Here is a 23,757-nt window from a genome sequence, read left to right as displayed (position 1 = left end):
CTCAGCTCCCTTCGGGCATGGTGAAGCTCGCGCCCTCTTTGGTGCCCGAGGGCCAGCGGGTGCTGACCGTCTTGGTCTTGGAGTAGAACCTCAGTCCATCGACGCCGTGCTGGTTGAGGTCGCCGAAGCCTGAGGCCTTCCACCCGCCGAAGGTGTAGTAGGCGATCGGCACCGGGATCGGCACGTTCACGCCGACCATTCCCACCTCCACCCGGGAGGCGAAGTCTCGCGCCGTGTCCCCGTCGCGGGTGAAGATCGCGACGCCGTTGCCGAACTCATGCTCTGTGGGCAGGCGCAGCGCCTCCTCGTAGTCGCGGGCCCGCGCGATGCAGAGCACCGGGCCGAAGATCTCCTCCTTGTAGATCCGCATGGACGCGGTGACGTGATCGAAGAGGGTGGCGCCGATCCAGTAGCCGTGAGGGTGGCCCTCGACGACGACGCCGCGGCCGTCCACCACCAGCTCGGCGCCCTCCTCGACGCCGAGTCCGATATAGCCCTCGATCCGTTCCTTCGCGTCCGCGCCGACGACCGGTCCGAAATCGCTGGAGGGGTCCAGGGAGGGGCCGACGGTGAGCTTGGCGATGCGCTCCAGCAGCTTCGCGCGCAGCGCCTCCGCCGTCGCCTCACCCACCGGGACGGCCACGGAGATCGCCATGCACCGCTCCCCGGCGGAGCCGTAGCCGGCGCCGATCAGGGCGTCCGCGGCCTGATCGAGATCCGCGTCGGGCATGATCACCATGTGGTTCTTCGCGCCGCCGAAGCACTGTGCGCGCTTGCCCTGGGCTGCGGCGGCGGTGTAGATGGCCTGGGCGATCGGGGTGGAGCCCACGAAGCCGATGGCCTTCACCCGAGGATCCTCGATGAGCGTGTCCACCGCTTCCTTGTCCCCGTTGATCACGTTCAGCGTGCCCGGCGGCATCCCGGCCTCCAGCGCGAGCTCGGCCAGACGCAGCGGCACGGAGGGATTGCGCTCGGAGGGTTTGAGCACGAAGGTGTTGCCCGCGGCCAGGGCGGTCCCCGCCTTCCAGAGCGGAATCATGGCGGGGAAGTTGAACGGAGTGATGCCGGCGACGACACCCAGGGGCTGGCGCAGGCTGTGCACGTCCATCCCGGTGGCGGCATCATGGGAGAACTCTCCCTTGAGCAGGTGGGGAGCCCCGGCGCCGAACTCCACGACCTCCACGCCGCGCTGGATGTCGCCCTTGGCGTCGTCGAAGGTCTTGCCGTGCTCGTTGGAGAGCGTCTCCGCAAGCTCGTCGCGATGCGTATTGATCAGCTCCGCCCATTTCAGCAGGATGCGTCCGCGCCGCTGCGGGTTCATCGCCGACCACGCCCCGAAGGCCTCCTGGGCGGAGTCGATGGCGCGGGCCACCTCCTCGGGGCTTGCGAGCGGAACCTGTGCGGTGGGCTCGCCGCGGACCGGGTTGAAGATCTCTCGGCTCCGGCCGGAGGTGCCCTGCACGTGCCTGCCGTGGATGAAATGGGTCAGATCGGTCATGGATGAACTCCTTCGCGTCGAGATCAGCCTCGGGGGCTGCCTGCCCGAACGCCGGCCCGCTTGATCTCACATGTGATTCAGGTCTCAGTGTGTTAGCGTAGACTCAAGTGATTGGAAGTGCAACTATCGCGCGTGCGACCGGTGCTCGGCACCGATGGAGGAGGCCCATATGGAGCTGCAGGGATCCAGTGCGATCGTGACCGGGGGCGCCTCCGGCCTGGGTCACGCCACCGCGAAGACCCTCATCGCCGCCGGCGCGCAGGTGGTGATCGTGGACCTGCCGGACGCCGCGGGCAGCACCGCACGGGCCGACGCCGTATCCTCGCTCGGCGACCAGGCCCGGTTCTCCCCGGGAGACATCACGGACCCGGCCACCAGTCGGGCGGCCGTGGCCGCCGCCGTGGAGCGGGCACCGCTGCGGGTGGCGGTGAGCTGTGCCGGCGTCGCCACCCCGGGGAAGCTGCTCGGCCGCGCCGGTCCGCTGTCCCAGGAGCAGTTCATGGGTGTCCTGGCCATCAACGTCGGAGGCACGCTGAACCTGATGACTCAGGCGGCCGCCGCGATGCAGGACAACGAGCCCGACCGTGGAGACCGCGGGGTGCTGATCAACACCGCCTCAGTGGCGGCCTTCGAGGGTCAGATCGGTCAGATCGCGTACGCGGCCTCCAAGGGGGCTGTGGCCTCGATGACGCTTCCGGCAGCACGAGAACTCTCCCGCCACGCGATCCGGGTGATGACGATCGCCCCGGGACTCTTCGAGACCCCCATGATGGCGGGCCTGCCGGAGGAGGCCAGGGATTCTCTGCGCGCCAAGACGCTGCATCCCGCGCGGCTCGGCGCGCCCGAGGACTACGCGCAGCTGGTCATGCAGATCGTGGCCAATCCGATGCTCAACGGAGAGACCATCCGCCTCGACGGTGCGATCCGGCTGGAGCCCCGATAGTCGAGCGCCGCAGCCGTCTGCCCGGAGCGAGCGTCCGACCGCCGATGCCCTGCGCGCTCAGTCGCTCCACCCGGTGTAGGAGTCCGCGAAGTAGGCCTGTCCATGCACGGAGCCGGTGATCGCATCGAACTCGCCGCGCCGGCGGCGATGGGTGAAGGAATTCTCCTCGGGCTGGCGGTGCAGCAGGTTCGTCGCCCAGTAGGAGAAGTTCTGCGCCTTCCATACCCGGTCCAGCGCGGTGCGGGAATATCGGCGCAGCGGCTCCGGGGTCTCCACGGAGGGCGCTTCCCCGTCGGGGGTCTCCCCCTCAGGCCCCGACCGGTCAGACCCTGCCCGGTCAGACTCGCTGGCGCGCAGCTCGGTGATGAACTCCTCGACCCGAGGGACCAGCGCCCGCACATCGGCCAAGGCCAGGTTCAGTCCCTTGGCCCCGGTCGGGGGGACCGTGTGCCCGGCGTCGCCGGCCAGCACGAGCCTTCCGTGGCTGAGCGGGTCGCAGACATAGGACCGGAACGGCAGCACGGTCTTCTCGATGATCGGCCCGCGCTTGAGCTGGACGCCGCCCTCGGTGCCGAGCACCGCCTGGATGTGGTCAAAGATGGCGTCCTCGGACCAGCTCTCCGGATCGGTGTCGGGGTCGCACTGGAAGTACATCCGCTGGACGCTCTCGTTGCGCTGAGAGATCAGCGCGAAACCGAGCTCGGAGTTCGCGTAGATCAGTTCCGGGGCTGTCGGGGGCGCCTCACAGAGGATCCCGAACCAGGCGAAGGGGTAGGAGATGAAGTGGTCGGTGCGCACCGATTCTGGGATCAGCTTGCGGCACATCGAGCGTGACCCGTCGGTCCCCACGATCAGGTCTGCCGCGATGCTGCGCGTCTGGCCTGCCGCGTCGGTGAAGCTGATCCTCGGCGCCGCGGTCTCCACGCCGTGCACCTGCGTGTCGGTGACGGCCCAGTGGATCTCCCCGCCCTCGCACTCCCAGGCATTGGCGAGGTCGTAGAACACCTCGTTCTGCGGGTAGAGCCAGACGGAGCGTCCCACCAGCGCCTGGAAGTCGATGCGGTGCTGCTCGCCGTCGAAGCTGAGCACCGTGCCCTCATGTTCATGGCCGTCGGTGAGCACCCGTGACCCGACCTCGGCGTCGACGAGCATGTTCACCGTGGCGGTCTCGAGGATCCCGGCGCGCTGGGTGCGATGGATGGTGTCCTTGGTGCGGGTCTCGATCACGGCGGCGGAGATGCCGCGTCGCTTCAGCAGCAGCGCGGTCATCAGCCCTGCCGGGCCGCCCCCGACGATGCCGACGTCGACTCGGGTGGTGTGCTCGGTCATGTCTCTCCCTCTCGATGGGCCGCCGCGGTCTGGTCGTATGCTTCTTCCGCCGGGCCGGCCCCGTGTCGATCAGTCTGCTCGGACCATGTGCCCGGCGCCACACGGATCCCATTGAATGCGACGCCAGACGTGGTCCTGGTCAGCTCTTGCCGCTGATCTCGCGCTGGATGCCTCGGGCGGCGATCTGCAGCATCTGTACCCACGGTGCGGGGCGGCGGGCGACGTCGTCGTCGTCGGTGACCACACCCAGAGCGGCCACCACGTTGCGTCCGCGCTGCCGGATCGGCACCGCGACGCCGGTGACCTCGCGCTCGATCACCCCGGTCTGCGCGCAATAGCCCTGCTGTCGGACCTGCTCCAGGCGCTCCTCGGAGATGATCGGCCCGGGAGAGTCCTTCTGATGGTGGGTCCGGTAGAAGGTGCGGAACTCGGGCGAGGCGTGCGCCAGCAGCACCAGCCCGGTGGCCGAGACGTGCAGCGGCAGCCGGCCGGCCACTCCGCCATGGATGCGCGGGGCCTCGCGCGCCGAGAGGCGGTCCACGAAGAGCACCTCGTGTCCCTCGATCACTCCGAGCTGCACGTGCTGACCCATCACGGTGTGGACATCGGAGAGATACGGCCGGGCGCGCACCGCCAGCTTCATCGTCGGCGCCGAGCGGTTGGTCATCTCCCACAGCCGGGTGCCGACCATGTACCCCGCCGGCAGCGCCTCCAGCCAGCCCAGCTCGGCCATGTCCCGACAGAGCCGGTGTGCGGTGGCGGGCGGCAGGCCGGTGCGCCGGGCGATCTCGGCGGCGCTGAGCAGGCTGTCGGCCGCCGAGAAGGTCGAGAGCACCCGGTCCAGCCGGGTCAGGACCGAGTCGCCGGTGGGGGAGTTCGCCATGGCTCACATGCTAACGTCCGCGGTCGGGGTCGGCCCCTGTCGCGCCGGGCGATCGCCCCGGCGACGGCCGAGAGACCGCGCCCAGACCGCGGCTAGGCTTGGGCCCATGGCAAACTCGCCCAGCGGTGACGCGGTGCTCGACCGCGCGATGCGGATCCTCAGCGCTCTCGAGACCCGGCCCAGCCTTCCCGCCGGGGAGCTGATCGACGCCGTCGGGCTGCCTCGGACCACTGGATACCGGCTGGTGCGCACCATGCGGGCCCACGGGCTGCTCGCCACCTCCGCCTCCGGCGAGCTGGTCCTGGGGCAGCGGCTCTGGGAGATCGCGCAGAGCGCCCCGATCAGCCGCACGCTGCGCACCGCTGCGCTGCCCTTCATGCATGACGTCAACTCGGTGGTCCGCCAGACCACCCAGCTCTCGGTCCTCGACGAGCACGGGGTGCTGATCGTGGAGCGGCTCTCCCGGCACGGCGCGGTGGTCAACCCGGCCGAGGTCGCGACCACCATGCCGGCACACCTGACCTCGATGGGACACGTGCTGCTTGCCCATTCCCCGGCGCACGTCGTGGAGAGCTGGTGGGACTCGCGCCGGGCGCTGATCGAGGAGTCCCGACCGCAGCTGCGCCGCGAGCTCGCCGAGGCCCGGACCCGTGGCCACGCCCAGCTGAGCGGCATGATCAACGCGGAGACCACCGGGGTCTCGGTCCCGGTGCTCGACGCCGGCGGACACGCGGTGGCCGCGCTGACGGTGGTGGTCCCGCGCGGTTCCAGCGAGATTCCACAGTTTCTGATGGCGCTGCAGACCGCAGGGCGCGGAATCACCCGCGCACTGGAGGGCATGAGCCATTGAATGGCAATCGTGTGGCGGTGGCCGCACGCCGCCGGGCAGACTGAGTGAGAACCACGTCACACCCCGGCGACGAGCGCCGCTGATCCCTTCAAGGAGCGAGAGTCCCATGGCCGAGAAGAACACAGACCCGGACGCCGCCGCACTCTCCCAGGCGGAGATCGACGCCGAGATCGCCGCGATCCACGGCGAGTACCGAGCCCAGCGCGACGCCGGCGGTCAGGTGGAGACCAACGCGCGGCTGAACTTCGCCCCCTACCGCAGCTCGCTGCTCCGGCACCCGACGAAGTCCCTGCATCACGCGGACCCCGAGGACATCGAGCTCTACAGCCCGGCCTTCGGGCACCGCGACGTCTCTCCGCTGGAGGCGGACCTGACCATCCAGCACAACGGCGAGCCCATCGGGGAACGGATCATCGTGACCGGCCGGGTCGTCGACGGCGACGGCCGCGCCGTCGCCGGTCAGCTGGTGGAGATGTGGCAGGCCAATGCCGCCGGGCGCTACATGCACAAGCGTGACCAGCATCCTGCGCCGCTGGATCCCAACTTCACCGGCGTCGGACGCACGCTCACCGGTCCCAACGGGGAGTACAGCTTCACCACCATCAAGCCGGCGCCGTATCCGTGGAAGAACCACAACAACGCCTGGCGCTCCGCGCATATCCACTTCTCGCTCTTCGGCACCGACTTCACCCAGCGGATCGTGACCCAGATGTACTTCCCCGGGGACCCGATCTTCGATCTCGACCCGATCTACCAGTCCATCACCGACCAGGCCGCCCGCGATCGCCTGGTCGCGACCTATGACCACTCGGTCTCCCAGCACGAATGGAACACCGGTTACCGTTGGGACATCGTCCTTTCCGGAAGCAACCGCACCTGGGCCGAGCAGGAGGAGGAGCGCTGATATGAAACTCACCCCGACCCCCGCCCAGACCGTGGGACCCTTCTTCGGCTACGCACTGCCCTACGCCGGCGGTGAGGCCCTGGTGGACCGCTCCCACCCGGGTGCCGTGCGGCTTCACGGCACCGTCTACGACGGTGACGGCGTGCCGGTGCCCGACGCGCTGCTGGAGATCTGGCAGCCCGACGAGCACGGCGTGATCTCCCAGCAGCCGGGGTCCCTGCTCCGGGACGGCTACACCTTCACCGGATGGGGTCGTGCCGCCGTGGACGGCGTCGGACACTTCTCCTTCACCACGGTGGAACCGGGCAGCACCGGCGACGGCGTCGCGCCGTACTTCCTGGTCACAGTCTTTGCTCGCGGGCTCATGGACCGGCTCTTCACCCGGGCCTACCTGCCGGGAGACCCCGCGACGCTCGAGCAGGACCCCCTGTTGAGCTCGGTGCCGGCGGATCGCCGCCAGACGCTGATCACGACCCGGGAGTCTGACGGCAGCCTGCGCTTCGACATCCACTTCCAGGGTGCGGACGAGACCGTGTTCCTCAACTACCCCAACACCCCGCAATTCACCGGCCCCGTGGATTGATCGACAGGAGCGTGTCCCCCGCCATGACCGGACCTTACGGAATTCTCAGCCCGGTATGGGCCGGCACCCCGACGGCGCAGCTGATGTCCGAGGAGTCCATCCTGCGGGCGATGCTGCGCGTGGAGGCGTCCTGGGCGCAGGCGCTCGCCGATGCCGGCGAGGCCCCCGCGGAGAGTGCCGCGGCCATCGCAGCGATCAGCGCGGACCCTGCGCGGGCGGGGATCAGCGTTGAGGAGATCGCGGCGCAGAGCCCTGGCGGCGGAAATCCGGTGATCCCGATGCTCGCGGCAGTGCGGTACGCCCTGGCGGAGGCCGGCGAGTCCGACGCGGCGCTGCACCGCGGCGCCACCAGCCAGGACATCCTCGACACGGCGCTGATGCTGGTGTGCCGGGACGCCGCAGCCATGCTCCTGACCGAGTCGCGCCGAGCAGGCGCGGCGCTGAGCCGGCTGAGCCGGGAGCACCAAGACACCGTCTGTGTCGCCCGGTCACTGACCCAGCACGCGCTGCCGATGACCTTCGGGCTGCGCTGTGCGGGCTGGCTCGACGGACTGACCCAGGCGATCCGGCGGCTGGACCTGGCAGCGGCGAAGCTCCCGCTGCAGTGGGGCGGAGCCGTCGGCACGCAGGCCTCGCTGATCGACTCCCTCGGCTCGCAGCAGACCGCGCAGCTGACCCATGACCTTGCGGCCCGCCTGGGGCTGGCCCCGATGGCGCGGCCCTGGCACACGCAGCGCCAGGTGGTCCTGGACCTCGGCTCCGCGCTCGCCGGTGTGCTCGCGGCACTGGGGAAGGCCGCCGGAGATGTGCTCACGCTCCAGCGGCCTGAGATCGCCGAGCTGCGTGAACCTGCCGCGCCGGGCCGCGGCGGCTCCTCCGCGATGCCGCAGAAGCAGAACCCGGTGCTCTCCACGCTGATCCGCTCCGCGGCGCTGAGCGCGCCGGCTCAGCTGAGCACGCTCTACCTGGCGGCGGCCACCGCCGAGGATGAACGTCCGGCGGGAGCCTGGCACGCTGAATGGCCGAGCCTGCTCGAGCTGACCCGGCTCGGCGGCGGGGCCGCCACCCGCGCCGCAGAGCTCTTCGAAGGCCTGGTGGTGCGCCCCGACGCGATGGCGACGAACCTGCGGCTCAGCGGTGACGCCGTGCTGAGCGAACGGCTGATGGCACGCCTGGGTGATTCCTTCCCCGGAGGACGCCGAGCGCTGCAGGACGTGGTGAAGAGCAGCGTCGTCGAAGGTGTTGGGCTGCGCCCGCTGCTGGAGGAACAGCTCGGGGAGCAGGCCGGCGCCGCTGATCTCGACCGGCTGCTCGACCCGCGGCAGTATCTGGGCCGGACCCAGGAGTTCATCGAGGCCGCCGTCCAAGACTTCAGCCAGCAGAACCTCAACCAGACCCCCGCGCAGCCGGAAGGATCCATCGATCATGTCTGAATCACCCGCGTCTGAATCAACCGCGGCAGAGGCGGTGCCCAGCCTGAGGCTGACCCCGCAGCTGCTCTCCGGGTCCGTGCAGGACCTGCGCGCCGGCACCCGTCCGGTGCTGGTGCTCGGCCCCTCCTTGGGGACCAGCGTGTCGGTCCTCTGGGAGGGCGCCCTGGAGCATCTGCAGGAGACCTACACGCTCATCGGCTGGGACCTGCCCGGTCACGGCGACGCGGAGCCCTACACCGAGGCGTTCGAGATCGCTGACCTCGCCGACGCGGTGGAGGAGCTCGTCGCCGAGCTCACCAGGAACCACGATCTGCCGGCGGACCTTCCGATCTATGCCGCCGGGGTCTCCATCGCCGGAACCGTCAGCCTGACCCTCGCGCTGCGCCCGGGCACTCGATTCACCCGACTGGCGGCCCTGTGCACGGCCGCGAAGATCGGTGACCCGCAGATGTGGAGCGAACGCGCCGCACTGGTGGCTCAGGCGGGAACACCCACCATGGTCGAAGGCTCCGCGCAGCGCTGGTTCGCCCCCGGGTTCATGACCCGCAAGCCCGCCGTGGCCACCGGGCTGCTGCGCTCGCTGCAGCACACCGAGCGTCATTCCTACGCCGCTGCCTGCCGCGCCCTGGGTCGCTACGACCTCACCGGCGACCTCGCCGGCGTCGCCCGCCCGCTGCTGGTGATCAGCGGCGAGCAGGACCCGGTCTGCCCGCCCTCGGCGGTGCAGGACCTCGCCGCAGCCCCGCACACACAGACCGCGGTGCTCGACGGCGTCGCTCACCAGGCCCCGGCCGAAGCCCCCGAAGCCACCGCCCGACTGCTCAAGGAGTTCCTCGATGACTGATTCCACCTACCAGGACGGCATGAAGGTCCGCCGCGAGGTGCTCTCGGACGCCCACGTGGACCGGGCCGAGGCCAAGAAGGACAGCTTCACCGAGGACTTCCAGGAGCTGATCACCAACTACGCCTGGGGATCGATCTGGACCCGCCCCGGCCTGGACCGGCCAACCCGCTCGGTCATCACGCTCACCGCCCTGATCGCCGGAGGCTACTGGGAAGAGCTGGAGATGCATATCCGCGCAGCGCTGCGCAACGGGCTCACCGAGGACCAGATCAAGGAGGTCTTCCTGCAGTGCGCCATCTACTGCTCGGTCCCCGCGGCGAACACCGCCTTCAGCATCGGCCGCCGCGTCCTGGAGGAGGAGCGCAGCACCGAGACCTGATGCCCTGGCCCATGCCGGGCTGAGGCCTCTCGTGGGGTTCGCAGCGCGGCGGCGGCCGGCGCCAGATCCCGGAATCGCTGAGCATCACAAGGCTCTTGCTCCGCCACGGACCGCAGATTCTGCCGAGATCGGCCAGCAGATCTCGGTGACCCCGGGACGGGTGGGCGCACCCTCGGAATAAGACTCACGGAGGGGACCTGGAGCGCTGCCGCCCAGGCTGGCCACATGCCGGCCCAGCGCGGCGTAGGCCCGTCCGATCGTGTCGTCCGACCCGCGGTGACGCGCGATGGCCATCCAGGACGCCGAGAGCCTCTCGAGCTGCGCGAGCCCCGCCGAGGCTGATCGGCCAGAAGCTTCGACCGGGAAGAAGAGAGCGCACTCGCCCCGCTCTCCCAGGAACAGCTCCGTGGACCACAGGCCGCCCAGCGGCCCCGCGGGCTCGATGTCTGCGCGCCGAACCTCCTGGCGCAGCTGACTGCGGGTCGCGTCGAACCAGCTGCCGAGTGAGGTGAGGTCGATGGTGTCTCGAAGAATCAGAACGTGGGTCGCCGGCATGCGGCGAATCTCGATCGGCGTCTCGTCGTCCTCAAGGAGCTCGCGCAGCGAGGCCACCGCGCTCTGCGTCGCAGTCAGCCGCGCCTCCATCCGACGGAGATGATCGGTGATCGCCGCGCGGCGGGCTGCCGGGTCCTGGGACGCCAGGACCCGCTTGATCTCATCCACCGGCATGTCCAGGGAACGCAGGTGCTGCACCACTCGGGCGTCGTGGATCTGCTCCGCATCGTAGCGGCGATAACGGTTCACGGGGTCCACGAAGGCCGGTTCCAGCAGGCCCGCCTGGTGATAGAAGCGCAGCGCCTTGGCGCTCAGCCGAGTCGAACGGCTGAAGTCTCCGATGGTCATGAAAGGCGCCATGGGCACATCCTCGTCCACTCCCTCCATAAGACGTCAAGCCCGAGGACTCAGGGCCCGGTCTTGACCTTGCCCCTGGGGGAAGGGCCAGAGTCTCCAGACAGACCGGTGTTCGGCGAACACCTCGACCCACGACATCCCCGGGAGTCCCCATGACACACAGCACGCCGCAAATCACCGAGCTGCCCAAGGCCGTGACGGCCTTCCTCGCCTCCGACGCCACCACGAGCCCGCAGACCACGGCCGAGCTGTTCACGGAACAGGCGGTGGTCGTCGATGACGGCCACACCTACCGGGGCCGTGCTGCCATCCTCGACTGGCGCAGCGGCGCGGCGCGCGCGTTCAGCTACACCAAGACCCTGACGTCGGCGCAGCAGCTCGGAGCGGTCATCGAGGTCACCGAACGCCTGGAGGGAGACTTCCCCGGCGGCCGGGTGGACCTCAGGAGCAGCTTCACCCTCGGCCGGAACGGTCTCATCGAGTCGCTGACGATCGCGGCAGCTGACTGATGTGCCGCTTCACGCCCGAGACCTGCGGGCTCAGCGCCGCGACATGTAGAGGTTGAACGCCTTCGCCAGCAGCGGGTTGACCGGGTAGTCCCATTCGCCGAGCGTCTGGACCACATCGGCGCCCATGGTCGTCTTGAACCGGGTCAGCCCGGCCAGCGGGTACTCCGGGTCCAGCGAGGGGCTGAGCCCGCCCAGGTCGTACCACTGGCAGCCAGCCGCGAGGGAGTCCTCGATCTGGCGCAGCTGCAGCGCGCGTGGGGCGTAGCGCTTGCGCTCCTCCGAGGAGGACGCGCCGTAGACGTACCAGGCGAACTCGCCCTGCCGGACGTAGATCGCCGCAGCCAGCAGCTGGTCCTCGAAACGTGCCAGGTAGAGCGTGCACTCGCTCAACGGGGAGGCGTTGAGCTCGCGGTACATGTCCTGGAAGTAGGCCAGCGGCCGTCCGGTGAAGTCATCCCGGTCGGCGGTCTCGGCGTAGAGCGCGTGCCAGGCCGGCAGATCCGAGTCGTCCCCGACGCTGACGGTCAGCTCCGAGCGCGTGGACTTCTTGGTCTGGCGGCGTGAGGACTGGTCCATGCGGGCCAGCACGTCGTCGAGGGGCAGTGTGGCGCCGGCCTCGTCGGTGAGCGGGATCCGCGCCTGGAACTGCGGCTGACCGGCCTCGAAATCGGTGCTCGGGGCGGGAGCCTTGAAGCCCAGCGCGCGCAGCTGCTGCTGCCACCGGCTGGTCTGGGTGGAGCTGGCCGGGTCGGCGTCGAGCGGGTCGAGCTCCTCGATGGAGGTGTTCTCTCCGGCGGCCAGTGCGCGGCGGACCTCCTTGGCCTCCCAGCGCCGCAGCACCGAGGGCAGTCCCATCCGGATCAGGAAGGCTCCGGAGGACTTCAGGTGAGTGATCAGCGGCGGCAGGATCTGGTCCAGATCTGCCACGGCGGGGTCCATGACCGGACCTTCGGCCATATAGGCGAGCTTCTTGCTCCCGAGCACCGGGACGGCTGCCGGGAGCGGCAGCCGGCGGAAGAGCACCAGCGCGGCGGCCACCGGCGCGGCGTCGGCCCCTTGGCCGGCGTCGAAGACTCCGAGGCTCTGAGCCTGCCATTCCTTCTTCACCGCGGGCCAGCGCGGGTTCTGCAGGAACGATGCGGTCGGCTGATCAGCAAGGAAGCGGGTGTGCTCCTCCAGGCTGATCGGGCGGACCTCGTACACGGCGGAAACGCCTGAATCTCTATGCTCAATCACGCCTCAAGGGTACCGTCTGGTTCCTGGGCGGCTGGGAGATCAGGTTCGGGGCCGGTTCCGCTGCGGCGGCACAATCTGCCGTCGGCGCAGAGGTTTGCACTCGGTAGGGGAGAGTGCTAAAAATTGGTTTAGCACTCTCGTGTCGAGACTGCTAGAGGAACCTGAGCAGGTGAGGCCATATAGATGTTCCCGGTGACGCGGGAACGGCCGTCCGTCGCGGGCACCTGGAATGGTTCGACCCAGCAGACGCGAACACGTCTGACAGTCACACACCACGGCTTGAGATAAGCCGAGTCCAGGAAGGACACGCGCCACTATGGCAAAGACTATTGCATTCGATGAAGAGGCCCGCCGCGGCCTCGAGCGCGGACTGAACGTCCTCGCCGATGCCGTCAAGGTCACCTTGGGTCCCCGCGGCCGCAACGTCGTGCTGGAGAAGTCCTGGGGTGCACCCACGATCACCAACGACGGCGTCTCGATCGCCAAAGAGATCACCCTTGACGACCCCTACGAGAAGATCGGCGCTGAGCTGGTCAAGGAGGTCGCCAAGAAGACCGACGACGTCGCTGGCGACGGCACCACCACCGCCACCGTCCTCGCCCAGGCTCTGGTCAAGGAAGGTCTGCGCAATGTCGCGGCCGGCGCCGATCCGATGGCGCTCAAGCGCGGCATCGACATCGCCGTGGAGTCCGTCACCGCCGAGCTGTTCAAGTCCGCCAAGGAGATCGAGACCACGGAGCAGATCGCTGCCACCGCCTCCATCTCTGCCGGTGACACCCAGATCGGTGCCCTGATCGCTCAGGCGCTGGACAAGGTCGGCAAGGAAGGCGTCATCACCGTCGAGGAGTCCAACACCTTCGGTCTCGAGCTCGAGCTCACCGAGGGCATGCGCTTCGACAAGGGCTACCTCTCCGGCTACTTCGTCACCGACGCGGAGCGCCAGGAAGCAGTCCTGGAGGATCCCTACATCCTGATCGCGAACTCCAAGATCTCCTCGGTCAAGGACGTCATCGGCGTGCTCGAGCAGGTCATGCAGTCCGGCAAGCCGCTGCTGGTCATCGCAGAGGACGTCGAGGGTGAGGCACTGGCCGCACTGGTCGTCAACAAGCTCAAGGGCACCTTCAAGTCCGTGGCCGTCAAGGCTCCCGGATTCGGTGACCGCCGCAAGGCCATGCTGGCCGACATCGCCATCCTCACCGGTGGTCAGGTCATCGCAGAAGAGGTCGGCCTGAAGCTGGAGAACACCACCCTCGAGCTGCTCGGCACCGCCCGCAAGGTCGTCGTGACCAAGGACGAGACCACGATCGTCGAAGGTGCCGGCGAGGCCGACGAGATCACCGGTCGCGTGGCCCAGATCAAGGCCGAGATCGAGAACTCCGACTCGGACTACGATCGGGAGAAGCTCCAGGAGCGCCTGGCCAAGCTCGCCGGAGGCGTGGCAGTCATCAAGGCCGGCGCCGCCACCGAGGTTGAGCTCAAGGAGCGCAAGCACCGCATCGAAGATGCCGTGCGCAACGCCAAGGCCGCTGTGGATGAGGGAATCGTCGCCGGCGGCGGCGTGGCCCTGATCCAGGCCGGCGCCCGCGCCTTCGCCACCCTGCAGCTCAGCGGAGACGAGGCCACCGGCGCGAACATCGTGAAGTTCGCCGTGGAGGCCCCGCTGAAGCAGATCGCCATCAACGCCGGCATGGAAGCCGGCGTCGTGGCAGAGAAGGTCCGCGGACTCCCCGATGGTCACGGCCTCAACGCCGCCACCGGCGTCTACGAGAACCTCCTCGAAGCAGGCGTCAACGATCCGGTGAAGGTGACCCGCTCTGCTCTGCAGAACGCCGCCTCCATCGCTTCGCTGTTCCTCACCACCGAGGCCGTCGTCGCCGACAAGCCGGAGAAGCACTCCGCCGGCGCCGGTGCTGAGGGCATGGACCCGATGGGCGGCATGGGCGGCATGATGTGATCACCTGATCACGGGCGCCCCGCCGCACCCCAGAGAACCCCGTCGCAGACCTGGTCTGCGGCGGGGTTCTCTGTCGTAGGAGCACTCTGCCCGGCCCGCCGCCGGATGCCCGCCGCCGGATGCCCGCCGCCGGAGGTCCACCGGCCCGGGCTCAGTGGCCGAACATCCTGGTGTTCGCCGATTCGGTCTCCTCGTACTGGCTGGAGGCCGAGGCCATCGCCTGGCGCACGCTGGCCAGGGACTGTTCCACCTGGACCTGGGTGGAGCGCCACTGGGTCAGCACGTCCTGGAACGCCGCGGAGGCCGAGCCCTTCCACGACTCCTGGAGCTGGCGCAGCTGAGACTCCATCGAGCTGACATCGGTCTGGATGCGGCCCAGCGTGGCCTCCACGGTCTGGCTCTTGGCGAGCAGCTCCGCAGTGTCTATCTGAAGAATTGCCATGGTCTCTCCTCGGGTGACCGGCGCAGCCGGTGCTGATCATTGACCCGGAGGGATCCGCTGTCCCGCCGGTGCCCAGAACACTACGGAGCCTGCTGCGGGTGCAGCGCCGGAGCCGAGCGGCTGTGCAGGAGCGGGACCTGCCGGCGGCGAGCGGCGAAGCTGGGGAAGACCCCGACCTACTCGGGAGTGTGGTGCTCTCGGGCGGCTGCGCGGAGCTGGTCCAGCTCCTCCTCATCGATGTCGGCCTCATGGTCGCTCTGGTCATCGAGGGCCACCATGGGCAGTCGCAGCGTCATGGTCGCACCGCCGCCCGCGGTGGTGCTGTGCCGCACCGTGCCCTGATGCTGCGCGGCGATCGCGGCGCAGATGGCCAGGCCCAGGCCGGTGCCGCCGGTCTCGCGCTGCCGGGAGTTGTCCGCCCGGTAGAACCGCTCGAAGATCTTCGCGGCGTCCTCCGCAGCGATTCCCTCGCCATGGTCCCGGACCTCCAGGACGGCATCGATCTCCCCGTCGGCACCCTCGCTGGTGCCCACGGCGATCTCCAGCGGAGTCCCCGACGGCGTGTAGCGCAGCGCATTGGTGACCAGGTTCATCACGATCTGGCGGATCTTGCCCTCATCGCCCACCGCCGGGGCGGGAACCGGGGAGCCGCCGTCGAGGCCGATCACTCGGGTCTCGCGATCCGGCGCGTTGACGGCCAGGTCCATGATCGAGTCATGGGCGATCAGGTTCAGGTCCAGCGGCGCCTTCTGCAGCGGGCGCTGTTCGTCCAGGCGGGCGAGGGTGAGCATGTCTTCGACCAGCTGGCCCATGCGCTTGGCCTCGGACTCGATCCGGCCCATGGCCATTCCCACGGCCTCTGGGCTGTCGCTGACCCCGCCCTGGCGGTAGAGCTCGGAGAACCCGCGGATGGTCACCAGGGGAGTGCGCAACTCATGCGAGGCGTCCTGGATGAACCGTCGCATGTTCTCCTCCGAGGTGCTCTTGGCCTGGAAGGCAGTCTCGATCTGCTCCAGCATCACGTTGAGCGAGCGGGAGAGCCGGCCGATCTCGGTCTCCGGCGGTGCCGCGGTCTCGACGCGTTTGGAGAAGTCCCCGCCGGCGATCTCCGCGGCGGTCTTCTCCACGTGGAAGAGCGAGCGGAAGGCCCGGGTGACCAGGGCGTAGGCGATGGTGGAGGCGCCGAGGGTGGCCATCAGCCCGATCGTCGCCACCAGGAAGGTGGCGCGCTCCACCGAGGTCTCGACCTGCTCCAGCGGCAGCGCCACCGCGAGGCTGTCCTCCCCGTTCTCCAGCGGCATCACGTGCACCCGCCAGCCGCGGGAGCCTTCCTGGGTGCCGGCGACGTCGAGGTGCTCGCCCTCCTGCCAGAGCTCGAAGACCTCGTCGAAGGTCATGCTCGGGATCTGCGGGATGTCCCCGCCGAAGCCTGCCGGGTGCGTGGAGCTGGCCTGCATCAGCTCCCCGTCCTCGTCGATGAGGATTCCGTAGAAGCGCAGGATCGACTGGGCTTCGCCGTACTCGGGGGCGCTGCGCCGGGTGAGGAACATCGAGACGTTGTTCGCGTTCGCGTAGATGTCCTCATCCAGGTTCCGCAGCAGCTCCTGGCGGAACAGCGAGGCCGAGACGAAGGTGGTCACGAACAGCGCCAGGACCATCAGCCCGGACATGATCAGCACCAGCTGGGTCCGCAATGAGGCCTTCCGCCAGGTCTGGGTCACGGAGCTGAACGGGCGCATACGCAGACCTTACGTGCCGCAGGAGATCGGGGCGAGATTCCTCGTGGGTCAGCCGGTCTGTTACAGGCCCTGCGAGCGCTGACGGCGCTCCCAGGTCTGGAGCACATAGCCGACGCCGCGCTTGGTCTGGATCATCGGAGCGCCCTCGGATCCGGAGTCGATCTTCCGGCGCAGGTAGGAGATGTAGGACTCCACGATGGAGGCGTCCCCGTTGAAGTTGTACTCCCAGACGTGATCGAGGATCTGCTGCTTGGAGAGGACCCGGTTGGGGTTCATCATCAGGTAGCGCAGCAGCTTGAACTCGGTGGGGGAGAGCTCCACCATCTCGCCTCCGCGGCGGACCTCGTGGGCGTCGTCGTCGAGCTCCAGGTTGTCCACGACGATGACGGCGTCCTCATCCTCGAAGGGTGCGGTCCGGCGCAGCACCGCGCGGATGCGGGCGACGACCTCGTCCAGCGAGAAGGGCTTGGTGACGTAGTCGTCGCCGCCCACGGTGAGGCCGGTGATCTTGTCATCGGTGTCATCGCGTGCGGTGAGGAACAGCACCGGGAAGTGCTTGCCGGCGGCGCGCAGCCGGCGGGTGACGGTGAAGCCGTCCATGTCGGGCAGCATCACATCGAGGACCGCGAGGTCGGGCTGGAACTCTTCCGCGGTCTCCAGCGCTTCGCGACCGTTGCCGGCCGCGGCGACCTCGAATCCGGCGAACCGCAGCGAGGTGGCCAGCAGCTCTCGGATGTTGGGCTCGTCGTCGACGACGAGCAGCTTGGCTTCAGGAGTTTTATCAGTCACCCCGTCAGCTTGCTCCCCGTTTCTGGGTGATTCCTGGATGTTGCCTGTCTATCGGGTGGTGGGATGATCCTCGGTGGACCGACCGGGCGGCGACGGACTCAGACGATGTCGTCGGCGTCGAGGATCGAGTAGCCGTAGCCCTGTTCGGAGAGGAAGCGCTGGCGGCGGGCGGCGTACTCCATGTCGACGGTGTCGCGGGTGACCACGGAGTAGAAGTGCGCCCGTTTGGGATCCTCACCCTCGGCGGCGGTGCCGGGGCGCAGCAGCCGACCCAGGCGCTGGGCCTCCTCCTGACGGGACCCGAAGGTGCCGGAGACCTGGATCGCCACCGAGGCCTGGGGCAGGTCGATGGAGAAGTTCGCGATCTTCGAGACCACCAGCACCTCCAGCTCCCCGGCGCGGAAGGCGTCGAACTGCTTCTGCCGGGCGGTGACGGAGGCCGAGCCGGTGAGCACCGGGGCGCCGAGCTGTTCGCCGAGGCGTTCCAGCTGGTCCACGAACTGACCGATGACCAGAACCTGTTCTCCCAGGTGGCGGTGCCGGGCCACCAGCCTGGCGACCACGGCGTCCTTGACCTCGGCCCCGGCGGCGAGCCGGTGCCGCTCCTTGTCTGCGGCGGAGGCGTACTCCATCCGCAGGCTGCGCGGCATGTCGGTGCGCACCTCGATGCAGGTCGCCGGAGCGATCCAGCCCTGGGCCTCCATCTGCTTCCAGGGGGTGTCATAGCGCTTGGGTCCGATCAGGGAGAACACCTCGCGCTCCCGGCCGTCTTCCCGGACCAGCGTCGCGGTCAGCCCGAGCCTGCGCCGGGCCTGCAGGTCAGCGGTCATCCGGAAGATCGGGGCCGGCAGCAGGTGGACCTCGTCATAGATGATCAGTCCCCAGTCGTGGCCGTTGAGCAGCTCCAGATGGGTGAACAGCTCGTTGCGCCGTGCGGCGAGCACCTGGTAGGTGGCGATGGTCACCGGGCGGACCTCTTTCCGGGCTCCGGAGTATTCGCCGATCTCCTCTTCGGTCAGCGAGGTGCGCTTGAGCAGCTCCGCCTTCCACTGTCGCGCCGAGACGGTGGAGTTCACCAGGATCAGTGTGATCGTGCCGGAGGTGGCCATCGCCGCGGCGCCGACCAGCGTCTTGCCGGCGCCGCAGGGCAGCACGACGACGCCGGAGCCGGCCTGCCAGAAGTTGTCGACCGCCTCCTGCTGATATCCACGCAGGGCCCAGCCGTCCTGGCGCAGCGCGATCGGGTGGGCGGTGCCGTCGACGAACCCGGCCAGATCATCGGCGGGCCACCCGAGGCGCAGGAGCTGCTGCTTCAGCTCGCCGCGGGCCTGACCGTGCACGGCCACGGTGTTCTCATCGATCTCGGGGCCGAGCAGCGGGACCAGCGTCTTGGCGTGGAGCACCTCGCTCAGGATCCCGGGCTCCTGGCTGCGCAGCACCAGTCCATGGACCGGGTCCTTCTCCAGGCGCAGCCGCCCGTAGCGGCTCATCGTCTCGGCGATGTCCACCAGCAGCGAATGTGGGACCGGGAACCGGGAGTGGTTGAGCAGGGTGTCGACCACGTATTCGGCGTCGAAGCCGGCGGCGCGGGCGTTCCAGAGCCCCAGCGGCGTGATCCGGTACGTGTGGATGTGCTCGGGGGCGCGCTCGAGGTCCGCAAAGGCGGCGACCGCCCGCCGCGCGGCATCGGCCTGCGGGTGATCGACCTCCAACAGCACGGTCTTGTCCGACTGCACGATCAGCGGTCCATCAGCCATTGTTCTCCTCTATGGTGCTCGGTTGCTCCGCAGGAGCCTGCACGGTGGGCTCGTGCGGAGGGCTCTGCCGCGCCGGGGTCTCCTCGACGGCGGCGATGCGGTGCAGCATCACGGTAGCCTCCCCGTCGTCGTCGCGCACCCTGATCCGGACCCGCCCGGCGTTCATCCCGGTGGGCACGCCGCTGAGCTGATGCGTGCTGCCCTGCGGGGAGACCCGGGTCAGCGTGACCTCCCGGCGGGCCGCCAGCGCCGAGCGCAGCGTGCCGATGACGTCGTGGGCCGCGGCGGAGGGTGAGGCCGACGACGGCGCGGCCCGCCCGGCCTGCCGCAGTGCGGACGCGGTGTCGGCCAGCAGGGTCTCATCCAGGTCGGCCGGCTCTGCGCTGGTGATCCGCACCGGGGACTGTTCCCACGGTGAGGACTCCAACGACCAGGAGGCGGTGTGCTCCGCCGAATGCCCGGCTGCGGGGAGGCGGTCGCGGGCCGACTCAGTCTCGGCGCTGCGCGCGGAGTTGAACCCGGCGTCGGTCAGCGCCTGTTCCAGCGCTGCCATCGGAGCTCGCGCGATCAGGATGTCTTCGGCCAGCACCCGCAGTCCCAGTCCGCTGAGCACCGGGTCCTTGAGCAGCGCGTCGCGCTGGTCGGCGTCGGTGACCCGCAGCCAGGCGCCGGCCTCGCCGATCTGCACCCCGCGCCAGGTGCGCGCGGCATCCTCGACCTGGGTCGTGAGGGACGCCGGAAGGTCCGTGAGGCTGTGTGCCTCGAGCCACGCCAGCATCGAAGGTCCGGTCCAGCCGCGGGTGAGTCCGCGGTGCAGCGAGTCGGGGCTGAACCGGTAGGTGGGCACCGACCCGTGACCCTCGCGCTGGCCGAAGTCCGCAAGGGCTGCAGCACTGGCGGGGGAGAGCGCGCCGGTGGCGATCGCGGTGAGGTCGGACTGGACCAGGATCGTGTCGACCTGGGCCGGCATCGAGGAGGCGAGGTGCTCGGCGAGGCGGCTCAGGCCCGGCCGCCAGCCCGCCCCGACGCTTGAGGCGGAGCCCTGGTCGGCACCCTCCAGCAGCGCAGCGCCGGCGGCGCTCAGCGCGCCCACCGCGAAGAGGCCGAGTCGTTCGGCTTCGCGCGCCAGCCAGGGCAGCAGGTGGACCACCCGGGCGCTCATCAGCGGGCGTTCCCAGGCGAGCCGGCGCGGCAGTGCGCCGGTCAGCGCGTCGGGCCCGGGGAGATCCTCGTCGGGAAGGTTCAGCGCATAGAGCTGGACGCGCTCCTCACCGGCTTCGGTGCTGAGCGCACCGGCGGTGTCCAGCAGGGTGCGACGCAGCCTGTCCGCATCGCCACGCTGACGGTCAAGGCCCAGGGTCGGGGCGATCCGGCTGCTCGGGTGGGGGCCGCGCAGCAGCATCGGGGCGCGGGGCGCCAAGAGCCACCCGGAGACCAGCAGCTGGTGCTGGTGGTGACGCGCCGCGGCGCTGAACTGCTCAGCCAGGCGGCCCGGCGACCAGGCCTGGCCGTCGGAGAGCTCGATCAGCCCGCTGGCGGCGGTGAGCTCCAAGAGCCACCCGATCTCGCCGACGCTGGCATCGGAGCCGGTTCCTGCGCCGAGGCCGGAGCCGGAGGGGCGCCCGCGCGGAGCACCGGTTCTCGAAGCGGCCCCCCAGCGCGCCGAGGCGGCAGCGATCCGGCGCAGCTCGCGCATGCCCACCCCGCCGGTGCGCAGGGTCACGGCGGGGGAGTCGGTCAGCAGAGCGAGCAGCTCTGCCACGTCGTCGAGCAGCTCTGAGATGGCCGCCACCGAGGCGTTCTCGAGCACAGCGGGCGAAGCCCCGGCCGGGGTCGGAGCCGGCGGAGTCTCAATGATCAGCGAATCGGCGAGCTGCGGCAGATGCGCCGTGAGCGAATCGACGATATGCGGGAGACGAGCGGGCGCAGCGAGGGCCGGGGTGGGCCCGGGCTCGGCGAAGAAGAGTCCCGCGGCCTGCAGCGACTCGAGGGCGCGCGGGTCCAGGTCATCCGCCGACGACGGCTCATCCGCCGACGACGGCTCATCCGCCGAGGAGGACGGCTGCGCGGCAGCCAGGGAAAGCCGGGTGGCGGCCTGCAGGGTCGGGGCGTCGAGTCGCTGCAGATGCTGACGGATGCTGGCCTCTGAGCCCACCCGCACCGCCAGGGTGGTCAGGTCCGCGGGGGTGGGCTGCAACAGGTCGGGGCGCAGCCGCAGCAGCGCGGCCAGGCGGGGCTCGTCCCAGGACTCGAGGCGTTCAAGCAGGGCTTCCAGGCTGAGCAGAGACACTTCAGCCGATGCCGGTGCCGCGGCGACGCCGGTTCACCGAGAGCAGCAGAAACGCGATCAGCAGCGCGAATCCGAGCGGAAAGCCCCAGAGGGCGGCGACGTAGAAGGCCGGATGTGGATCGGTGGCCATGAAGTACAGGCTCAGGATCACCAGCAGAGCGATCCCGGACAGTGCGGTGATCACCACTCCTGACCACAGCAGCGCCTGCGCAGGACGCGAGCCGCTGCGTCGGGGCGAGCCGTGGACGGCGGTCGTCGTGGGGGACATGCTGCGATTCTAGCGCGCAGCCTGGGGAGTCCGGGGTCGGAGTTCGGGCTCCGGCGTCGACGGCGGTACTCTAGAGGCCTTGATCATCAGCATCCGTCTCCAGCGATTCATGAGGTAAGAACACCGTGCCAACCGGGAAAGTGAAGTGGTTCGACGCCGAGAAGGGCTTCGGATTCCTGACTTCAGATGACGGCCAGGAAGTGTTTCTGCACTCTTCTGCCCTGCCGGCGGGAGTGCCCAGCGTCAAAGCCGGCACACGTATGGAATACGGCATCGCCGACGGCCGACGGGGCAAGCAGGCGCTCTCCGTCCGGCTGCTCGAGGAAGCACCCTCGGTGGCCCGCGCCACCCGCAAGCCTGCCGATGAGATGGCAGAGCTGGTCCAGGACCTGGTCAACGTCTTGGACAACTCCACCGGGGCGCTGCGCAACGGGCACTACCCGCAGACGGCGCAGTCGAAGAAGATCGCCGCGATGCTGCGTCGCGTGGCCGACGAGTTCGACGCCTGATCATGACTGAACAGACCCCCGAAGCGACGGCCGTGCAGACCTCCGGCGAGAACGCCGACCCTCAGGCTGACCTTTCCGTGGAGACCAGCGCCGAGAAGACCACCGCCGTCGACGGCAGCCCGGCGAAGACCAGCCCGACGAAGACCAGCCCCGCGAAGACCAGCGCCGGGAAGGTCCGCGCTGAACCGGTCGCGCGCACCCGCCGGCCCGGCAAGCCCAAGGTGGACCCGGTCCTGGCCGCCGCCGTGGCGCTCGCCCACGATGCGCTCTACGAGATCGCCGACCCCGCCCAGGTGGGAGACCACCTCGGCGTCACCGCGGAGGAGGACCGGCTGCTCACGCACCGATTCGCCGCGGACAAGCCCGGCTATCGAGGCTGGGAATGGTTCGTCACCGTCGCCCGCGCGCCCCGGGCCAAGCTGGTCACGGTCTGCGAGATCGGCCTGCTCCCGGGCGAGGACACGCTCATCGCGCCGCCGTGGGTGCCGTGGCTCGAGCGGATGAACGACGAGGAGCGCGAAGCCCACAAGGCGGAGCAGGCCGAAGCCGACGAAGGCTGAGCCCGCCCCGCCCCGGCGGTCAGCTGCCCAGCACGTAGTCGATGCAGTTGAGCAGCCGGGTGACGTCCTCGGGCTCGATGGCCGTGAACGTCGCGATGCGCAGCTGGTTGCGGCCGAGCTTGCGGTAGGGCTCGACGTCGACGATCCCGTTGGCGCGCAGCGTCTTGGCCAGTTCAACGGCATCCACCTCATCGGCGAAGTCCACCGTGGTGATCACATTCGAGCGCTCCGCCGGTTCGGTGACGAACGGTGCGGCCAGCTCGTGGGCCTCGGCCCAGGCGTAGACCCGCCCCGCGGAGTCCGCGGTGCGTGCCGCGGCGAAGTCCATGCCGCCGTTTCCGTTGAGCCAGCGGACCTGTTCGTTGAGCGTCACCAGCGTCGCCAGCGCCGGAGTGTTATAGGTCTGGTTCTTGCGAGAGTTCTCGATCGCCGTGCTCAGCTGGAGGAAGTCCGGGACCCAGCGGGCGCGCGCGAGCTTCTCAGCCCGCTCCAGGGCCGCCGGGGACATCATGGCCAGCCACAGCCCGCCGTCGGAGGCGAAGTTCTTCTGCGGACCGAAGTAGTAGGCGTCGGTCTCGGTGACGTCCACGGCGAGCCCGCCGGCCGCGGAGGTTCCGTCGATGAGGACAAGCGCGCCGTCGTCGGCCCCGGCGACCCGCTTGACCGGCGCCGCCACACCGGTGGAGGTCTCATTGTGCGGCCAGGCGTAGGCGTCGACCCCAGCCTCCGCCGACGGCGCCGGCAGCGTGCCCGCGTCGGAGGTCAAGATGCTGGAGGCGTCGAGGAAGGGAGCCTTGTCCGTGGCCTTGGCGAACTTCGAGCCGAATTCACCGAAGGACAGGTGCTGGGCCTTCTTCTCCACCAGGCAGAAGGACGCGATGTCCCAGAATGCGGTGGAGCCGCCCACGCCGAGGATCAGCTCGTAGCCCGCCGGGGCGCCGAAGAAGGTGTGCAGTCCCTCGCGCACCTCACCGACGAGGTTCTTCACCGGGGCCTGTCGGTGGGAGGTGCCCAGCAGCGCGGCTCCCGCGGCAGAGAGCGCCTCGATCTGCGCGGAACGCACCTTGGAGGGGCCGGCGCCGAAGCGCCCGTCCTGCGGGAGCAGCTCTTGCGGAATGGTGACGCGCTGGGACATGGGGACTCCTA

The 23,757-nt window shown here is 69.4% G+C and carries 23 protein-coding genes; 11 read left to right on the top strand and 12 right to left on the bottom strand.

Features of this window, described 5'->3' with window-relative positions; all coding sequences use genetic code 11:
- Window position 1: 1 nt before the first annotated feature.
- Entirely contained in the window at window positions 2-1,498 is a 1,497-nt protein-coding gene (locus BCL67_RS11855; protein ID WP_106123640.1) for a CoA-acylating methylmalonate-semialdehyde dehydrogenase, read from the bottom strand.
- A gap of 169 nt (window positions 1,499-1,667) precedes the next feature.
- Between BCL67_RS11855 and BCL67_RS11850 the strand changes: the two genes are divergently transcribed.
- Window positions 1,668-2,441 carry an SDR family NAD(P)-dependent oxidoreductase gene (locus BCL67_RS11850; protein ID WP_106123639.1) on the top strand — a complete coding sequence of 258 codons (774 nt, stop codon included), beginning with the start codon at window positions 1,668-1,670 and terminating at the stop codon, window positions 2,439-2,441.
- Between the two features lie 57 nt (window positions 2,442-2,498).
- On the opposite strand, the gene BCL67_RS11845 is transcribed toward BCL67_RS11850, so the two are convergent.
- A complete protein-coding gene (locus BCL67_RS11845; protein WP_106123638.1) occupies window positions 2,499-3,770 on the bottom strand; it encodes a 4-hydroxybenzoate 3-monooxygenase in 1,272 nt (423 codons plus the stop codon).
- Window positions 3,771-3,909: 139 nt separating this feature from the next.
- Window positions 3,910-4,653, bottom strand: a complete 744-nt coding sequence (locus BCL67_RS11840; protein ID WP_106123637.1) for an IclR family transcriptional regulator — start codon at window positions 4,651-4,653, stop codon at window positions 3,910-3,912.
- 106 nt (window positions 4,654-4,759) lie between these two features.
- On the opposite strand from BCL67_RS11840, the gene BCL67_RS11835 reads away from it, so the two are divergent.
- The 6 genes from BCL67_RS11835 (at window position 4,760) to pcaC (ending at window position 9,646) form a co-directional block, all read left to right on the top strand.
- Window positions 4,760-5,503 (top strand): IclR family transcriptional regulator, encoded by a 744-nt coding sequence (locus BCL67_RS11835; RefSeq protein WP_258175014.1) that lies wholly within the window; start codon window positions 4,760-4,762, stop codon window positions 5,501-5,503.
- Between the two features lie 106 nt (window positions 5,504-5,609).
- A complete protein-coding gene (pcaH, locus tag BCL67_RS11830; RefSeq protein WP_106123636.1) occupies window positions 5,610-6,407 on the top strand; it encodes a protocatechuate 3,4-dioxygenase subunit beta in 798 nt (265 codons plus the stop codon).
- 1 nt (window position 6,408) lies between these two features.
- A complete protein-coding gene (pcaG, locus tag BCL67_RS11825) occupies window positions 6,409-6,990 on the top strand; it encodes a protocatechuate 3,4-dioxygenase subunit alpha (RefSeq protein WP_106123635.1) in 582 nt (193 codons plus the stop codon).
- A 23-nt stretch (window positions 6,991-7,013) separates the two neighbouring features.
- Window positions 7,014-8,423, top strand: coding sequence for a lyase family protein (locus tag BCL67_RS11820; protein ID WP_106123634.1), 1,410 nt, complete (start codon window positions 7,014-7,016; stop codon window positions 8,421-8,423).
- Window positions 8,416-9,267 carry an alpha/beta fold hydrolase gene (locus tag BCL67_RS11815; protein ID WP_106123633.1) on the top strand — a complete coding sequence of 284 codons (852 nt, stop codon included), beginning with the start codon at window positions 8,416-8,418 and terminating at the stop codon, window positions 9,265-9,267. Before BCL67_RS11820 ends, BCL67_RS11815 begins: the two co-directional genes overlap by 8 nt.
- Window positions 9,260-9,646: a 4-carboxymuconolactone decarboxylase gene (gene pcaC / locus BCL67_RS11810; RefSeq protein ID WP_106123632.1), complete on the top strand. Its 387-nt coding sequence runs from the start codon at window positions 9,260-9,262 to the stop codon at window positions 9,644-9,646. The genes BCL67_RS11815 and pcaC overlap by 8 nt, the downstream gene beginning before the upstream one ends.
- 84 nt (window positions 9,647-9,730) lie before the next feature.
- On the opposite strand, the gene BCL67_RS11805 is transcribed toward pcaC, so the two are convergent.
- Window positions 9,731-10,561, bottom strand: coding sequence for a MerR family transcriptional regulator (locus tag BCL67_RS11805; RefSeq protein ID WP_181255990.1), 831 nt, complete (start codon window positions 10,559-10,561; stop codon window positions 9,731-9,733).
- 149 nt (window positions 10,562-10,710) lie between these two features.
- Between BCL67_RS11805 and BCL67_RS11800 the strand changes: the two genes are divergently transcribed.
- Complete coding sequence (locus tag BCL67_RS11800; RefSeq protein ID WP_106123630.1) at window positions 10,711-11,067, top strand: nuclear transport factor 2 family protein; 357 nt, start codon at window positions 10,711-10,713, stop codon at window positions 11,065-11,067.
- A 30-nt stretch (window positions 11,068-11,097) separates the two neighbouring features.
- On the opposite strand, the gene BCL67_RS11795 is transcribed toward BCL67_RS11800, so the two are convergent.
- The gene (locus tag BCL67_RS11795) at window positions 11,098-12,303 is read right to left on the bottom strand and encodes a lipid II:glycine glycyltransferase FemX (RefSeq protein ID WP_106123629.1); all 1,206 of its coding nucleotides are present in this window, start codon (window positions 12,301-12,303) and stop codon (window positions 11,098-11,100) included.
- Between the two features lie 316 nt (window positions 12,304-12,619).
- On the opposite strand from BCL67_RS11795, the gene groL reads away from it, so the two are divergent.
- Window positions 12,620-14,257, top strand: coding sequence for a chaperonin GroEL (groL, locus tag BCL67_RS11790; RefSeq protein ID WP_106123628.1), 1,638 nt, complete (start codon window positions 12,620-12,622; stop codon window positions 14,255-14,257).
- A gap of 151 nt (window positions 14,258-14,408) precedes the next feature.
- Here groL and BCL67_RS11785 read toward each other — a convergent pair whose 3' ends face one another.
- The 6 genes from BCL67_RS11785 to BCL67_RS11760 all read right to left on the bottom strand — a co-directional run bounded on the left by BCL67_RS11785 (window position 14,409) and on the right by BCL67_RS11760 (window position 21,542).
- Window positions 14,409-14,699, bottom strand: a complete 291-nt coding sequence (locus BCL67_RS11785) for a WXG100 family type VII secretion target (protein ID WP_106123627.1) — start codon at window positions 14,697-14,699, stop codon at window positions 14,409-14,411.
- A gap of 176 nt (window positions 14,700-14,875) precedes the next feature.
- The gene (locus BCL67_RS11780; protein ID WP_181255989.1) at window positions 14,876-16,438 is read right to left on the bottom strand and encodes a sensor histidine kinase; all 1,563 of its coding nucleotides are present in this window, start codon (window positions 16,436-16,438) and stop codon (window positions 14,876-14,878) included.
- 60 nt (window positions 16,439-16,498) lie between these two features.
- Window positions 16,499-17,227: a response regulator transcription factor gene (locus BCL67_RS11775; protein ID WP_106123625.1), complete on the bottom strand. Its 729-nt coding sequence runs from the start codon at window positions 17,225-17,227 to the stop codon at window positions 16,499-16,501.
- A 98-nt stretch (window positions 17,228-17,325) separates the two neighbouring features.
- Window positions 17,326-18,984, bottom strand: a complete 1,659-nt coding sequence (locus BCL67_RS11770) for a DNA repair helicase XPB (protein WP_106123624.1) — start codon at window positions 18,982-18,984, stop codon at window positions 17,326-17,328.
- Window positions 18,977-21,274 (bottom strand): helicase-associated domain-containing protein, encoded by a 2,298-nt coding sequence (locus BCL67_RS11765; protein WP_106123623.1) that lies wholly within the window; start codon window positions 21,272-21,274, stop codon window positions 18,977-18,979. Before BCL67_RS11765 ends, BCL67_RS11770 begins: the two co-directional genes overlap by 8 nt.
- Window position 21,275: 1 nt before the next feature.
- Window positions 21,276-21,542, bottom strand: coding sequence for a hypothetical protein (locus tag BCL67_RS11760; protein WP_146131149.1), 267 nt, complete (start codon window positions 21,540-21,542; stop codon window positions 21,276-21,278).
- Between the two features lie 125 nt (window positions 21,543-21,667).
- Here BCL67_RS11760 and BCL67_RS11755 point away from each other — a divergent pair, with 125 nt between their 5' ends.
- Together BCL67_RS11755 and BCL67_RS15650 are read left to right on the top strand one after the other, a co-directional pair.
- Window positions 21,668-22,051 (top strand): cold-shock protein, encoded by a 384-nt coding sequence (locus tag BCL67_RS11755; protein WP_106123621.1) that lies wholly within the window; start codon window positions 21,668-21,670, stop codon window positions 22,049-22,051.
- A gap of 2 nt (window positions 22,052-22,053) precedes the next feature.
- Window positions 22,054-22,611, top strand: a complete 558-nt coding sequence (locus BCL67_RS15650; RefSeq protein WP_146131148.1) for a DUF3027 domain-containing protein — start codon at window positions 22,054-22,056, stop codon at window positions 22,609-22,611.
- Between the two features lie 19 nt (window positions 22,612-22,630).
- Here BCL67_RS15650 and serC read toward each other — a convergent pair whose 3' ends face one another.
- On the bottom strand, window positions 22,631-23,746 hold the full coding sequence (gene serC / locus BCL67_RS11745; RefSeq protein ID WP_106123620.1) for a phosphoserine transaminase: 1,116 nt from the start codon (window positions 23,744-23,746) through the stop codon (window positions 22,631-22,633).
- Window positions 23,747-23,757: the final 11 nt, after the last annotated feature.

Origin of the sequence: Nesterenkonia sandarakina (assembly GCF_003003175.1) — a bacterium.
Lineage (GTDB): Bacteria > Actinomycetota > Actinomycetes > Actinomycetales > Micrococcaceae > Nesterenkonia > Nesterenkonia sandarakina_A.
This window is presented reverse-complemented; position numbering and strand designations above follow the sequence as displayed.